Source organism: Cryptosporangium sp. NPDC048952, assembly GCF_043197895.1.
In the GTDB taxonomy this organism is placed as follows: Bacteria; Actinomycetota; Actinomycetes; order Mycobacteriales; family Cryptosporangiaceae; genus Cryptosporangium.
Genome location: NZ_JBICTY010000001.1, coordinates 1,391,822 through 1,406,140, shown reverse-complemented (window position 1 = coordinate 1,406,140; position 14,319 = coordinate 1,391,822). Strand labels below are relative to the sequence as shown.

The following is a 14,319-nucleotide window of genomic DNA, read 5'->3' as shown; positions in this document are numbered from 1 at the left end:
TTAGAGCAACGCGAGGTCGTCCCGGTGAACGACTTCGCGGCGGTACTTCGGCCCCACGTCGTGCGACGACTTCCCGAGGATCGGTGGCATCTCCGCGGCGTCGTACGCCACCAGACCACGAGCCACCGACAATCCCGTCGGGGAGACCAGGTCGACGGGATCCCCGGCCACGAAATCGCCGCGCACACCGGTGATTCCCGCCGACAGCAGCGACGCGCGCCGCGAGACCACTGCCTCCACCGCGCCGGAGTCGAGCAGCAGAACGCCGCGCGGCGTCGTCGCGTGCCGCAGCCAGAGGAGCCGCGTCGGCAAGCGCCGGCCGGTCGGCGCGAAGTAGGTGCCCACGTCGGCCCCGGCGAGCGCGTCAGCCGCCCGGGGTGCCGAGGTCAGCACCACGTGCACACCGGCCGACGTCGCGACCTGCGCGGCCGCGACCTTGCTCGCCATGCCGCCCGTGCCGACCCCGGAAGCGCCCACCGAGCCCGCCACGACGTCGTCCAGATCGGCAGGAGACAGAACCGTCGAAACGAGCTGCGCGCCCGGCTTCCGCGGGTCCCCGGAGTACAGGCCGTCCACGTCCGAGAGCAGCACCAGGGCGTCCGCACGCAGCAGGTGCGCCACCAGCGACGCCAACCGGTCGTTGTCGCCGAACCGGATCTCGTCGGTGGCCACCGCGTCGTTCTCGTTGACGATCGGCACCACACCGAGGTCCAGCAGCCGCTCGAAGTTCCGGCTCGCATTCCGGTAGTGGGCGCGGCGGATCATGTCGTCCGCGGTCAGCAGGACCTGGCCGACCAGGAGCCCGTACCGCTCGAACGATGCCGCGTAGCGCGCCACCAGCAGCATCTGTCCCACGGATGCGCTGGCCTGCTGGGTGGCCAGGTCGCGAGGGCGACGAGTCAGACCCAGCGGCGCGATCCCGGCCGCGATCGCCCCCGACGACACCAGCACGATCTGCGTACCGGCCTTCTGCCGCTCGGCCAGCACGTCGACCAGCGCGTCGATCCGCTCAGTGGCGATACCGCCGCCGCGTCGTGTCAGCGACGACGAGCCGATCTTGACGACGATCCGCTGCGCACCGGCGACGGCCGACCTCATAGGTCGTCGTCGCCGTAGTCGTACACACCGCGCGCGCCGCCCGCCTCCGGGTCCTGCCCACGGCGACGACGCCGCGCCAGCAACCGGTCGGACGCATCCGGCCGGTCGGAGAGCGCGAGGCGCGGGTCCTCACCACGACGGGTCAGCAGCACCTCCGCGGCGCCACCGAGGGTCGGCTCCCAGTCGAACGTCACGCCGCCGATCGTCACCGCGTCACCGGCGTTCGCACCGGCCTTCGCCAGCTCTTCTTCGACGCCCAGCTTGGCCAACCGGTCGGCCAGGTACCCCACGGCCTCGTCGTTCTGGAAGTCCGTCTGGCGCACCCAGCGCTCGGGCTTGGTGCCGCGCACGAGGTAGCCGCCCTCGTCGTCCGGTGTCACGGTGAACGGGGTCTCGTCCACGGCCACCGGCCGCAGCACGATCCGCGTCGGATCCGGCGCACCCCGGCGCTCCCGCTCTTCCTCGACGATCGACGCCAGCGCGAACAGCAGCGGCTTGAGCCCTTCGCGGGTCACTGTCGAGACGTCGAACACCCGGTAGCCACGAGCCTCCAGGTCGGGGCGGATGATCTCGGCCATCTCGCGCCCGTGCGGCACGTCGATCTTGTTGAGCACCACCAGCCGCGGCCGGTCCTCGAGCCCCCCGTAAGCCGAGAGCTCCGCCTCGAGCGCGTCGATGTCGGCGACCGGGTCACGGCCCGGCTCTTCGGTGGCGGTGTCGACGACGTGCACCAACACAGCGGTGCGCTCGATGTGTCGCAGGAAGTCCAGACCGAGGCCGCGCCCGGTGGCTGCGCCCGGGATCAACCCCGGCACGTCAGCGATCGTGAACACGGTCTCGCCGGCCGTGACAACACCCAGGTTCGGCACCAACGTGGTGAACGGGTAGTCGGCGATCTTCGGCCGCGCAGCGGACACGACCGCGATCAGCGACGACTTGCCCGCGCTCGGGAAGCCCACCAGCCCGACGTCGGCGACGCTCTTGAGCTCGAGGACGACGTCCTGCGACTCGCCCGGCTCACCGAGCAGCGCGAACCCGGGCGCCTTGCGCTTCGAGGTCGCGAGCGCCGCATTGCCCAGTCCCCCGTGACCGCCCTGTGCCACCACGTACCGGGTACCGACGCCGGTCAGGTCGGCGAGCACCTCGCCGTCCTCCGAGTGCACGACGGTGCCGTCGGGCACCCGCAACTCCAGGTCGGTGCCGTTCGCGCCGTAACGGTTCGCGCCCATCCCCGGGCGGCCGTTCGTCGCCTTGGCGTGCGGCCGGTAATGGAAGTCGAGCAGCGTGTGCACCTGCGGGTCCACGATGAGGACGACGTCGCCGCCCTTGCCGCCGTTGCCCCCATCGGGGCCGCCGAGCGGCTTGAACTTCTCGCGGTGCACGGAAGCGCAGCCGTGGCCGCCATCACCGGCGGTGACGTGTAGCACCACTCGGTCGACGAACGTCGCCACGGTGACTCCTCAGTCTTCGAAATGGATTTCACAACCAGAACACGACAAAGGCGGGTCGGTATGCCCGACCCGCCCCGCCTTTGTTTCTCGTTGCCAGCGAAGCTGGCCAAAAGAGTGCTACTGCGCTACCCCGGCGGGCTCAGGCCTCCACCGGGACGATGCTGATCGTCTTGCGTCCACGCCGGGTACCGAACGTCACAGCGCCCGGAGCCAGTGCGAACAGAGTGTCGTCGCCACCGCGGCCGACGAGGTCACCCGGGTGGAAGTGGGTGCCGCGCTGCCGGACGATGATCTCGCCGGCCTTCACGACCTGACCGCCGAAACGCTTCACGCCCAGCCGCTGGGCGGCGGAGTCGCGCCCGTTACGGGAGGACGATGCGCCCTTCTTGTGTGCCATGTCGCTAAGCCCTACTTCCCGCTCTCGATCCCGGTGACCTTGATCTGGGTCAGCGGCTGACGGTGACCCTGACGCTTGTGGTAGCCGGTCTTGTTCTTGTACTTGTGGATCTTGATCTTGGGGCCCTTGGTGTGGGCCACGACCTCACCGGAGATGGTGAAGGCCGCAAGCTTGGCCGCCTCGTGAGTGACGTTGACTTTGTCACCCTCACCGTCGACGACGAGCAGAGCCGGCAGCGTAATCGCGTCACCGGGCGCGCCCGAGATCTTCTCGACCTCGACGACGTCGCCGACCGCCACCTTGTACTGCTTGCCGCCGGTCTTGACGATGGCGTACATGAGACGCGGGTCTCCTACCTGCTCTGGAAGACAATGAACTGACGTGCGTGCGTGCCTGGCCTACGAGGGCACAGACAGCGGGGGCGCGGCGAACGCGCCAACGGAAAGACTACCGTACCGGGTGCGCGAACGACGAACCGAGGGTATTGGCCCAGCTCATTCCGCATCAGCCCCCTCCGGCGGACCGGCCGGACGCGATGCGGCCCGGCGCGCTCGCCGAGGCCGCTTCACCGGCTCGACGGTCTCCGGAGCAGGCTCCATGATCGCACCGTTGACGACCATCTGGTCCGCCGGCTTCAGCGTTTCCGTGCTGACCTCGTCCGCCGAAGCGGCGATCAGGTGCGCGGTGGCCGCGCCGGTGTGGATCGGCTCGGTCTCGATCTCGGCGTCGGCCACGTCGTAGGCGAGCGGACCGTCGGTCTCGGACTCGCGGGCGATGTCGTCGACCACCAGCGCATCGGCCACGTCGTCGATCTCGTCCTCGTCGGCCACCGCGACGGCGCGGGCGCTTGCCGCGTGGATCGCGGCGGCCGCGGCCACGGCCGGAGCCGCAGTCGGCCCGGCAGGCTCAGCGCCGCCACCGCCACCGCGCTTCCGGCGGCTGCGACGACCTTCCTTGACCTCCGCGACGGCCGGCTCGGCGTGCTGGTGGCCGTTGTTGCCACCGTTCCCGCCGTTGCCGTTGCCGTTGCCGTTGCCGCCTGTCTGACGGCCGATCAGCGGCTCGTTGTGGATGATGACGCCCCGGCCGCGGCAGGTCTCGCAGGTCTCGCTGAACGCCTCCAGCAGGCCCTGGCCGACCCGCTTGCGGGTCATCTGCACCAGCCCCAGCGACGTCACCTCGGCGACCTGGTGCTTCGTGCGGTCCCGGCCGAGGCACTCGGTCAGGCGCCGGAGCACCAGCTCACGGTTGCCCTCGAGCACCATGTCGATGAAGTCGATGACGATGATGCCGCCGATGTCACGCAGCCGGAGCTGACGGACGATCTCCTCGGCCGCCTCCAGGTTGTTGCGGGTGACCGTCTCCTCGAGGTTCCCGCCCTGGCCGGTGAACTTGCCGGTGTTGACGTCGACGACCGTCATGGCCTCGGTGCGGTCGATCACCAGCGAACCACCGCTGGGCAGCCACACCTTGCGGTCGAGTGCCTTCATGAGCTGGTCGTCGATCCGATAGGCGGCGAACACGTCGGTCTCGGCGGTGTGGTGCACGAGCCGCTCGGCCAGGTCGGGAGAGACGTCGCGGACGTACTCCTCCACCTCCGGCCAGGCCTCGGTGCCGGAGACGACCAGCTTGGAGAAGTCCTCGTTGAAGACGTCCCGAATGACCCGAATGACCAGGTCGGGCTCGGCGTTGAGCAGCGACGGAGCACTGCTCTTCGTCGACTTCTCCTTGATCGCCTGCCATTGCGCCTCGAGCCGCTCGACGTCGTGCGTCAGCTCGGCCTCGCTGGCGCCCTCGGCCGCGGTGCGGATGATCACCCCGGCGTTCTCCGGGACGATCTTCTTGAGGATGTCCTTGAGCCGCTTGCGTTCGGTATCGGGCAGTTTCCGGCTGATGCCGGTCATCTGTCCCTCGGGGACGTAGACCAGGAACCGGCCCGGAAGGCTGACCTGGCTGGTCAGGCGGGCGCCCTTGTGCCCGATCGGGTCCTTGGTGACCTGCACCAGGACCGAGTCACCGCTCTTCAGCGCGACTTCGATTTTGCGTGGGCGCCCCTCCATGCCGGCGGCGTCCCAGTTCACCTCACCGGCGTAGAGCACCGCGTTGCGGCCCTTGCCGATGTCGACGAAGGCGGCCTCCATGCTCGGGAGCACGTTCTGCACCCGGCCGAGGTACACGTTGCCGGCGTAGGAGGTGGAGCTGGCCTTCGTCACGTAGTGCTCGACCAGGACGTCGTCCTCGAGCACCGCGATCTGGGTGCGGTCGCCGATCTGGCGAACGACCATCACCCGCTCGACGGCCTCGCGCCGGGCCAGGAACTCGGCCTCGGTGAGCACCGGCGGGCGACGTCGGTTGCTCTCCCGGCCTTCGCGGCGACGCTGGCGCTTCGCCTCCAGGCGGGTGGAGCCCTTGACGCCCTGGACCTCGTCCTCGATCGAACGGGGCGGCGCGGGCGGGGCCGGCTGCCGCACCTTGACCACGGTGTTCGGCGGGTCGTCGCTGGAGACCTCGGCGTCGCCGGCACCCCGGCGGCGACGACGGCGACGGCGACGGCTGCTGCCGCCGTCCTCGTCAGTGTCGGCGGAGTCGGCGGCCTCGTCGTCCGCTTCGTCGGTTTCTTCCGAGGCGGGGGCGTCGGCTTCGTCCTCCGCGGACTGCTCGTCCGCGTCGGCGTCGCCGTTCTCCCCGCCGTTCTCGCCACGGCCGCGGCCGCGTCCCCGACGTCCCCGGCGACGGCGGCGACGGCTTTCGTCGCTGTCCTCGTCGGCGTCGGCGTCGGTGTCCGCGGTGGTGTCGTCGCTCGCGGTGTCGTCGGTCTCTTCGGTGTCTTCGAGTTCGTCGGTCGGCTCGGCCTCGTCCTCGACCGGCTCGGGCTCGGGCGCCCGGAACGGCACGGATGCCGGGTCGGGCGCCATGAACGTCACCATCGGCGCGCGGCGGACGCGCGTGCGGTGGGTGGAGGACTCTTCGGCCCCCGTTGCGCCGAACGGCGTGTTCACGGTTGCCGTCTCGGCAACGTCCGTCTTTTCGTTCGACGTCACGGAGGTGCCATCGTCCGCAGCGGCGGTCTCGGGCGCTGTGACCTCGACCGGAGCCGCAGCGGCCCCGGAAGAACGCCGCCGACGCCGCGAACTCGAGGGCGCCGCACCCTCGCCCGCCTCGGCAGCGGTCGCGTCGGCCGGCGCGACCACGTCGGCCGAGCCCGGAGCGCCGGTGGGCGCGGTTGAGCCGGTGGGCGCGGTCGAACCCGTCGCGGCGGCGGAGCCGGTCGCGGCCGGGTCGGCTGCGGTTGGGGCGGCGAGGGCCGCTTCTGAGCCGGCTGGTGGGGCTGCGACGTCGCCGGTGGGGGTCTCGGCGTCGGCGCTGGAGCGGCGGCGGCGACGGGTGCGCGGCGCGCTGACCTCGACTGCCACGTTCGGCGGCGTCGGGTCGGCCGGTGCGCTGTCCGCGTCGGCGCTGGGCTCAGCCGGGGTTCCGGCGACACTCGGGGTGCCGCCAGCCGGGGCGTCGGTGGGCGGGGTGTCGGCTACGGGGTCGGCCGTGCGACGCCGGGAGCGGGTGGCCCGACGACGCGGGGCCGGCTCGGCCTCCGCGGCAGCGGGCTCGTCCACGACCGGAGCGGGCACCACGGGCCACGCCGGATCGGCGAGGTCAGCGGCGCTCGTCTCGTCAGCAGGCGAGGGCGACGGCGCTATCACGGCCGCCGGCACAGCGTCCGCCGAAAGATCAGAAGCGTTCGACGGTGGCTCGGCAGGCGGCCCGGCCGGCCGACGTGCCGCACGCCGCCGCGCAGGACGCGCGGCAGGCTCAGGGGTCGGCGGCGCCGCATCGGTGCCGGTCGAACTGTCACTAGTGGTGCTACCGGTGGTCTGTTCGGTGGGGATGTCCCCCGCCGAACCGGCCCCGGTCGGCTCGTTGTCGAGCATCCGGGCAAGTCTCCCGTCCGCCCCCGGGCGCGTGTCCGCGGCCACTCAGGGGCGTGTCGTATCGGTGCTGTCAAGCGGTAGCCGGAGAATCCGACGACCGCCGAGTCTCTTTTGCGCCGGTTAGGTCGACGCTCCGATGGCAATCCCGCCGCGGTCGGCCTCGAGCGGATCGCTGATCCGGCCTTCGGCGGTGAGGGCCCCCTGCGCCAGACGTGTGGCGCGGGACGGCGCTGTATTCACAGCCGGGTCCAGATCAGCGCTGGCAACCACAAGGCGCAGACCGGTCAGGATGTCATCGGGTCGTACGGCGGGTGTCGTATGCCGTACAACGCAAATGATTATCGCACAGGGGACGCCCGCGTCAGCCGTGGACACTCCCAGCTCACTCTGGGTCACCGGAGCGGAGAGGGCGGCACCCGTACCCCCTGACGACCCCACCTCCTCGCTCACAACCACGCTGACCAGCGCAGATCGCACGTCGATCGTCCGCTGACCGCTCTTGGTCCGACGTTCGACGGGCACTGTCTCAGCGGCCAGCAGCGCAGCCACCGCGGACCGTGCCTGAACGGTGCTTACCCCGGGAAGCTCGATTCGCCACTCGGAAGCGTCGATTCGATCCGGCAGCGAGCCACCGGTGGCCTCCACCGCTTCGAGGATGTCGATCCCCGGCGGCAGCGCCCGGTCGAGCGTCTGACGCAACTGCTCCACGTCGACGACCTTCGCGAGGCCGATCTCCAGGTACTCCGCCTCGCTGGCGACGCCGGTGGGCGCCGCGCCGACGTAGGACACCTTGGGGTGCGGGCTGAACCCGGCCGAATACGCGATCGGTACGCCGCCACGGCGGAGCGCCCGCTCGAACGCGCGGGCGAAGTCGCGGTGCGAGGTGAATCGGAGCCGGGCACGCTTGGTGTACCGGAGCCGGACTCGCTGGACGACTGGTGGCGGCGGCGGACCGTCGGGCATTCGAGACAGGGCAGGCTCCTTCAGCTGTTAACTACCGTTAGCGGCAGAAGCCGCTTGCCGGTGGGGCCGATCTGGATCTCGGTGTCCATCGTGGGACAAACGCCGCAATCGAAGCACGGCGTCCAACGGCAGTCGTCCTGCTCGACCGAGTCGAGCGCGTCCTGCCAGTCGTCCCAGAGCCACTCCTTGTCCAGACCGGAGTCGAGGTGGTCCCACGGCAGTACCTCGAGTTCCTCGCGCTCCCGGGTGGTGAACCAGGAGAGGCTCACCCCGAGCGGCTCGAGCTCCGACTTGGCGGCGTCGATCCAGCGCTCGTAGGAGAAGTGCTCGTGCCAGCCGTCGAACCGGCCGCCCTCTTCCCAGACCTTGCGGATCACCTGGCCGACCCGGCGGTCGCCGCGGGAGAGCAGTCCTTCGATCAGCGACGGCTTGCCGTCGTGGTAGCGGTACCCGATCGCCTTGCCGAGACCACGGTCGGCGTTGATCGCCTGGCGCAGCTTGCGCAGCCGGTCGTCGACGACGTCGGGATCCTCCTGGGCCGCCCACTGGAACGGAGTGTGCGGCTTCGGGACGAATCCACCGATGCTGACCGTGCAGCGGATGTCCTTGCGACCGGCGGCCTGACGGCCCGCGCGGATGACGTCGTGCGCCATCTCGGCGATCTCGAGGACGTCCTCGTCGGTCTCCGTCGGGAGCCCGCACATGAAGTAGAGCTTGACCTGCGTCCAGCCGGCCGAGTAGGCCGCCGTCACGGTACGGATCAGGTCGTCCTTGCTGACCATCTTGTTGATGACGCGACGCAAGCGCTCACTGCCACCCTCGGGCGCGAACGTGAGGCCCGAACGGCGGCCGTTGCGGGACAGCTCGTTGGCCAGGTCGATGTTGAACGCGTCGACACGGGTGGAAGGCAGGGAGAGTGAGGTGCTCGTGCCCTCGTAGCGGTCGGCCAGATCCTTCGTGACCTCGGCGATCTCGGAGTGGTCGGCGGAGCTCAAGCTGAGCAGGCCGACCTCCTGGAAGCCGGTGGCCTTGAGGGAAGCGTCGACCATCTCGCCGATGCCGGTGATCGACCGCTCGCGGACCGGCCGGGTGATCATCCCCGCCTGGCAGAAGCGGCAGCCCCGGGTGCAGCCGCGGAAGATCTCGACGCTGGCGCGCTCGTGCACGGTCTCGGCGAGCGGGACCAGCGGCTGCTTCGGGTAGGGCCAGGCGTCGAGGTCCATCGTCGTCCGCTTGCGGATGCGGAACGGCACGTCCGCCCGGTTCGGCACGACCCGCTGGATACGGCCGTCGGGCAGGTAGTCGACGTCGTAGAAGCGCGGGACGTAGACGGCCTCCGTGCGGGCGAGGCGCAGCAACACCTCGTCCCGGCCACCCGGGCGACCCTCGGCCTTCCAGTCGCGGATGACGTCGGTCATCTCGTTGACGGCCTCTTCGCCGTCGCCGAGCACCGCGGCGTCGATGAAGTCCGCGATCGGCTCGGGGTTGAACGCGGCGTGACCGCCGGCGAGCACGATCGGGTGGTCCTCGGTGCGGTCCTTGGCGTTGAGCGGGATCTGCGCGAGGTCGAGCGCGGTGAGCAGGTTGGTGTAGCCGAGCTCGGTGGCGAAGGAGACTCCCAAGACGTCGAAGGCCTTCACCGGGCGGTGCGCGTCGACGGTGAACTGTGGGACGTCGTTCTCCCGCATGAGCGCTTCGAGATCGGGCCAGACCGCGTAGGTGCGCTCGGCGAGCGCATCGGGGCGCTCGTTGAGGATCTCGTAGAGGATCTGGATGCCCTGGTTGGGCAGGCCGACCTCGTAGGCGTCGGGGTACATGAGGGCCCACCGCACGGGGTGGGCGTCCCAGTCCTTGATCGTGGAGTTCAACTCGCCACCGACGTACTGGATCGGCTTCTGCACCTTGGGGAGCAGGGTTTCGAGGCGAGGGAAAACCGACTGGACGCTCATAGTGACCACCAGGGTACTGGTCCCCGAACCAGCCGACCGCTCCCGTCCGATTCCCCCATGACCACCGTCACGTCCCTATCCGGATGACGATGGCCTTCTGGATCGTTACAGTCGATGTGGGCGCAGGGAGCGCCCGGAAGAGTAGGAGTGCGACATGTTTTTCTCCGGAACCGCCGCGAACGCCGTCGCGCGTGCACGGTCGGCCCGGCACGCCCGGGACGCCTGGGCCCGTCTCGTCGATGAGAAGGGCGAGCGCCGCGCTTTCGCGGAGCTGGCTTCGCACGCCGGTGGCTCGGATGCCGCCGTGCACACGCTCAGTCGGCACGGCATCGAGACCGACCTCGACTGACGCCTGCCGCGATCACTCCGAGACCGTACTCACCAATGAGCTGTCGAATCGGGTGACGGCGATGATGCCCTCCTCACCGTTGTAGAGCGGGCACCACAGTAGACAGCGAAGGCCCATAGCGGAGCAGCTATGGGCCTTTTTGGTGCCCTGCTGTTGGTGCCCCTGCGGTCAGGGAGTGGGGTCGGTGTTCTCGTCGGGGTTCGTGTCGCCGGACGTGGCGTCGCCGGGGGTGCTCGGGGTGACCGTCACGTAGACGGGCGACGGTGAGATCGTCACCTTCACGTTGACGTCGGGTGCCGGCTCACCCCGCAGCGGGATGCCGACGACCGAGCCGATCACGCACGAGACGACGGCGATCACCGCACCGGCGCTCGTGAGGCCGAGCAGCATCATCTTCGTGAAGATCGGTTGGGTGGCGGCGGCCCCGGGGTCCGGGGGCTCCAGGGACGCGCCGCGGGGGCGGTCCGGGGACCAGGCGCTCGGGATGTCGCCGGTGACGTTCCAGCCCACCGGCCCCGTGGGGCCGGACGCCCCACCACTGACCGGGGCGGCCCCACTGACCGGCGCCATTCCCCCGACGGCCGCCCCACCGGCCCCGTAGAACGGCACCGCCCCACCGACTGCGGCTCCACCGACCGCCGCGCCACCCACGGCGGCTGCGCCTCGACCGGGAGCCGTACCACTGACCGGCGCGACGCCACCCACCACAGCCGCGCCTCGGCCCGGGGCCGTCCCACTCACGGGCGCCACACCGCCGACCACAGCAGCGCCCCGACCCGGGGCCGTACCACTCACCGCAGCAGCTCCCCTGCCGGGAGCCGTACCGCTCACCGGCGCCACACCGCCGACCGCGGCAGCGCCTCGACTCGGGGCTGCGCCGCTGACCGGGACCACTCCGTTCACGGAGGCCGCGCCGTAGACAGGCGCCGCGCCGCTCACCGGGGCCGCGCCGCTCACCGGGGCCGCGCCGCTCACCGGGGCCGCGCCGCTCACCGGGGCAACGGCCGCCCGCCCGCCGTATCCGCGCCCGGCGTCGTATGCGTCCGACCCACCCGGTTCGTAGCCATCCCACCCACCGGCGTCGCGGCCACCTCGACCACCCGCATCGCGGCCGCTCCGGCCGCCCCTGCCCTCCGCGTCGCGGGAGCTCCGACCGGCGTCGCGGCCATCCCGACCGCCCGAGTCCCGGGGGTCTCGGCCGCCCCGCTCGCGGCGATCCCGGGCACCCGGGTCGCGAGGGTCCCGGCCACCTGCCTCGCGGCGATCCCGGGCATCCGGGTCGCGGGGATCGCGGGCGTCGGGGTCGCGGCTCGCGCGTTGGCGGGGTACCGACGCGCTTGCTCGTGCAGAGCTCTGGGCCTCCCAGGCGGGGTCGAGGTCGCCGGTCGACCAGCCCGAGTCGTCGGTGTCGCGGCGCGAACGCCGGGGGCGATCGTCGTAGGCCGGCTCGTCGGGTTCGTACGCCCTCGCCTCCGCGGCCTCGCGGGCACGGCGTGCAGCCGCACGTCCACCCTCCGCGTGCCGCGTCGGTTCCGAGGAGCGCGCCGGTTCCCCACCGCGCCGGGACCGCCCACGCTCCGGATACGGTTCCTCGCCGTATCGGTCCTCGTCGTACCGCAACTCCGCCTCCGGCTCACTGCGCCGCGCGCGCCCACGCTCCGCGTACGACTCCTCGTCGTACTCCGGCTCGCTCCGCCGCGAACGCTCCCGATCCCCGTACGGCTGCTCGTCGTACGACAACTCCACCTCGTCATACCCCGCGTCGTCACGACGCGCCTGCCCTCGCGACCGGTCCGGGTCTGCGTCGAGCGGCTCGGGGAAGTCTTCCGAGCCCGGTTCGGGGCCCAGCACCCGGTGGCCTGCGGTGTGCAGGTAGTCCAGGTAATAGTCGCCGTCGTCGGGGTGACGCCCCCGCTCGTCCGGGCGATTGCGCCGCTGCTCGATCTTCTGGATCAACCCGGTCCGCGCCAACGCCCCCGACGCCGGCCCGTCACCCGAAGCGTCAGCATCCTCCGGAGCACCCGACCCCGGCCCAGCCGGAACCCCGGCCGAACCACCAGCCGCCCACCCCACCGACCGCAGGTGAGGCGCGTCGTCCGAGGGCGGGTACTCGCCGGTCATGACCATCCTTGCTGTCAGGTGCAGGGAAGGAACCTCAGCGTCCTTTGTTACCCCTGAGCCAACGTAGCCGACCAAAAGACCGAAGGGTCAATCGAAAACCAACCCGATCGCACACCAAGAAGCACCCAGAGTAAACAAAAGGTCCGATGTCGACATCCGAGCCCGCACCCGGTCCTGTCACACCTGCGTGTGAGGATCGGAGCATGGGCAGCACGGTCGGATTCGTCCTGGGAGGCGGCGGCGTTCTCGGCGCCGTCGAGGTCGGCATGGTCCGTGCCCTCTTCGCCGCAGGCATCCACCCCGATCTCGTCGTCGGAACGTCGATCGGCGCCCTGAACGGCGTCGTCATCGCGGCGGTGCCGCCCCAGGAGGCAGAAGAACGCCTCACCGAGCTCTGGTCCTCCACCGCCGCCAAGGACGTCTTCCGCGCGAACGTCGCACGTCAGGTCGGCCAACTCGTCCGCAGCGGCACGCACGCGCACTCCGCGGCACCCCTGCGGGCGCTGCTCGAACCGATCAAGGACCTGCGGTTCGAAGACCTACCGACGCCGTTCCAGTGCTGCGCCGCGAGCATCGAACGCGCCGCCGAGCGCTGGTTCAGCGAGGGCCCCCTGATCGACGCCGTGCTCGCATCCTGCGCAGTGCCCGGTTTGCTACCACCGGTGAAAATCGATGACGAGCACTACCTCGACGGAGGGTTGGTGAACAGCATCCCGGTAGCCCGCGCGATCGAGCTCGGCGCCGACCGGGTGTTCGTCCTCCAGGTCGGGCGCATCGAGCGGCCGCTGCAGGCGCCCACCAAGCCGTGGGAGGTGGCGATGGTCGCGTTCGAAATCGCCCGCCGCCATCGATTCGCACGCGATATGGCGGCGATACCCGACAACGTCGAGGTGCACGTGCTGCCCACCGGGTTGTCCACGGAAAGCACGAATCCCCTGGCGTACCGATCCTTCAGCCAGATACAAACGCGTATCGACAGCGCCTACCGGGCCAGCACTGCCTACCTCGCCGAGAACGGGCTGATCTGACGATGCCGCTTCCCCGGTGGTTCCGCCGCGTCGTCGTGGCTCCGGCCATGGTGTTCCTGCTCTTCGGGCTCCTGCTCACGATGCCGGTCTGGCTGCTGATCGTCGGCGTGGTCTCGATCGGATTAAAGGGACGCCGCCGGCTGCTCCGGGTGGTCTGGCTCGTGGCCGTCTACATCGTGATGGAGCTCGTCGTCCTGCTCGAGCTGTTCGGTCTGTGGCTGGCCGCCGGCTGCAACGCCACCAGGGTTCGCAGCCCGAAGTTCCAACTCCGGCACTACCAACTCGTCGGGTGGGTCCTGCGGGTCGCCTCGAAGCAAGCCGGCCGCGTCCTGAAACTGCGCATCGAGACCGACGGTCCCGACCCCGACGCCCACCCCGGGCGCCCGTTGATCGTGCTCTGCCGACATGCCGGTCCCGGTGACTCGTTCCTGCTCACGAACGCACTGATCAACAAGTACGCGCGCGAGCCGCGGATCGTCCTCAAAGACACCATGCAGTGGGATCCCGCGGTCGACGTCCTGCTCAACCGGCTGCCGAGCCGGTTCATCTCGCCGAACCCCGGCTCGAGCGGCGACGCGGTCGAGGCGCAGATCGCCATGCTGGCCACGGGTCTCGACGAGAACGACGCGTTCGTGATCTTCCCGGAGGGCGGCAACTTCACCCCGAAGCGCCGCACGAAGATCATCGCGAGCCTCAAGAAGAGGGGCCTGCACAAGGCCGCCCGGCGGGCCGAGGAGATGATCCACGTCCTGGCGCCACGTCCCGGCGGCGTCGTGACTGCGCTCAAGGCAGCCCCGAAAGACGCGGACGTGCTGCTCGTCGCCCACACCGGGCTCGACCACATGCTGACCGTCGCCGACGTGTGGCGTGAGTTGCCGATGGACAAGACGATCACGATGCGGTTCTGGCTCGTGCCCGCCGCCGAAGTCCCGCGTGACGACGCCGACCAGCAGGTCGAGTGGCTGTACGAATGGTGGGAACGTATCGACGACTGGATCGAGGAACATCGTCCGGTCGGTTGACGTACGGTTTCCTTC

Annotated in this window: 11 protein-coding genes; 3 read left to right on the top strand and 8 right to left on the bottom strand. The window is 70.4% G+C overall.

Annotated elements, in window-relative coordinates; translation table 11 throughout:
* From proB to ACGFY5_RS06575, 7 genes are all read right to left on the bottom strand, one after another.
* Nucleotides 1–1,098, bottom strand: a complete 1,098-nt coding sequence (gene proB / locus ACGFY5_RS06605; RefSeq protein ID WP_392718011.1) for a glutamate 5-kinase — start codon at nt 1,096–1,098, stop codon at nt 1–3.
* Complete coding sequence (gene obgE, locus ACGFY5_RS06600; protein WP_392718009.1) at nt 1,095–2,549, bottom strand: GTPase ObgE; 1,455 nt, start codon at nt 2,547–2,549, stop codon at nt 1,095–1,097. Before obgE ends, proB begins: the two co-directional genes overlap by 4 nt.
* 139 nt (nt 2,550–2,688) lie before the next feature.
* Nucleotides 2,689–2,946, bottom strand: a complete 258-nt coding sequence (gene rpmA / locus ACGFY5_RS06595) for a 50S ribosomal protein L27 (protein ID WP_392718007.1) — start codon at nt 2,944–2,946, stop codon at nt 2,689–2,691.
* A gap of 11 nt (nt 2,947–2,957) precedes the next feature.
* On the bottom strand, nt 2,958–3,284 hold the full coding sequence (rplU, locus tag ACGFY5_RS06590) for a 50S ribosomal protein L21 (protein ID WP_344653097.1): 327 nt from the start codon (nt 3,282–3,284) through the stop codon (nt 2,958–2,960).
* Between the two features lie 156 nt (nt 3,285–3,440).
* Complete coding sequence (locus ACGFY5_RS06585) at nt 3,441–6,872, bottom strand: Rne/Rng family ribonuclease (RefSeq protein WP_392718004.1); 3,432 nt, start codon at nt 6,870–6,872, stop codon at nt 3,441–3,443.
* Between the two features lie 120 nt (nt 6,873–6,992).
* Nucleotides 6,993–7,835, bottom strand: a complete 843-nt coding sequence (locus ACGFY5_RS06580; protein WP_392718002.1) for a TIGR03936 family radical SAM-associated protein — start codon at nt 7,833–7,835, stop codon at nt 6,993–6,995.
* Between the two features lie 20 nt (nt 7,836–7,855).
* Entirely contained in the window at nt 7,856–9,784 is a 1,929-nt protein-coding gene (locus tag ACGFY5_RS06575) for a TIGR03960 family B12-binding radical SAM protein (RefSeq protein ID WP_392718000.1), read from the bottom strand.
* A gap of 154 nt (nt 9,785–9,938) precedes the next feature.
* On the opposite strand from ACGFY5_RS06575, the gene ACGFY5_RS06570 reads away from it, so the two are divergent.
* A complete protein-coding gene (locus ACGFY5_RS06570; RefSeq protein ID WP_392717998.1) occupies nt 9,939–10,133 on the top strand; it encodes a hypothetical protein in 195 nt (64 codons plus the stop codon).
* A gap of 168 nt (nt 10,134–10,301) precedes the next feature.
* On the opposite strand, the gene ACGFY5_RS06565 is transcribed toward ACGFY5_RS06570, so the two are convergent.
* Entirely contained in the window at nt 10,302–12,254 is a 1,953-nt protein-coding gene (locus ACGFY5_RS06565) for a hypothetical protein (protein WP_392717996.1), read from the bottom strand.
* A 203-nt stretch (nt 12,255–12,457) separates the two neighbouring features.
* On the opposite strand from ACGFY5_RS06565, the gene ACGFY5_RS06560 reads away from it, so the two are divergent.
* Entirely contained in the window at nt 12,458–13,282 is an 825-nt protein-coding gene (locus tag ACGFY5_RS06560) for a patatin-like phospholipase family protein (protein ID WP_392717994.1), read from the top strand.
* Between the two features lie 2 nt (nt 13,283–13,284).
* Complete coding sequence (locus tag ACGFY5_RS06555) at nt 13,285–14,304, top strand: lysophospholipid acyltransferase family protein (RefSeq protein ID WP_392717992.1); 1,020 nt, start codon at nt 13,285–13,287, stop codon at nt 14,302–14,304.
* The last annotated feature ends 15 nt before the right edge of the window (nt 14,305–14,319 follow it).

What these genes read in the sequence shown, in the direction of transcription:
- proB (WP_392718011.1), bottom strand. Translation starts at nt 1,098, where the DNA reads ATGAGGTCGGCCGTCGCCGGTGCGCAGCGGATCGTCGTCAAGATCGGC.
- rpmA (WP_392718007.1), bottom strand. Translation starts at nt 2,946, where the DNA reads ATGGCACACAAGAAGGGCGCATCGTCCTCCCGTAACGGGCGCGACTCC.
- rplU (WP_344653097.1), bottom strand. Translation starts at nt 3,284, where the DNA reads ATGTACGCCATCGTCAAGACCGGCGGCAAGCAGTACAAGGTGGCGGTC.
- ACGFY5_RS06585 (WP_392718004.1), bottom strand. Translation starts at nt 6,872, where the DNA reads ATGCTCGACAACGAGCCGACCGGGGCCGGTTCGGCGGGGGACATCCCC.
- ACGFY5_RS06580 (WP_392718002.1), bottom strand. Translation starts at nt 7,835, where the DNA reads ATGCCCGACGGTCCGCCGCCGCCACCAGTCGTCCAGCGAGTCCGGCTC.
- ACGFY5_RS06575 (WP_392718000.1), bottom strand. Translation starts at nt 9,784, where the DNA reads ATGAGCGTCCAGTCGGTTTTCCCTCGCCTCGAAACCCTGCTCCCCAAG.
- ACGFY5_RS06570 (WP_392717998.1), top strand. Translation starts at nt 9,939, where the DNA reads ATGTTTTTCTCCGGAACCGCCGCGAACGCCGTCGCGCGTGCACGGTCG.
- ACGFY5_RS06565 (WP_392717996.1), bottom strand. Translation starts at nt 12,254, where the DNA reads ATGACCGGCGAGTACCCGCCCTCGGACGACGCGCCTCACCTGCGGTCG.
- ACGFY5_RS06560 (WP_392717994.1), top strand. Translation starts at nt 12,458, where the DNA reads ATGGGCAGCACGGTCGGATTCGTCCTGGGAGGCGGCGGCGTTCTCGGC.
- ACGFY5_RS06555 (WP_392717992.1), top strand. Translation starts at nt 13,285, where the DNA reads ATGCCGCTTCCCCGGTGGTTCCGCCGCGTCGTCGTGGCTCCGGCCATG.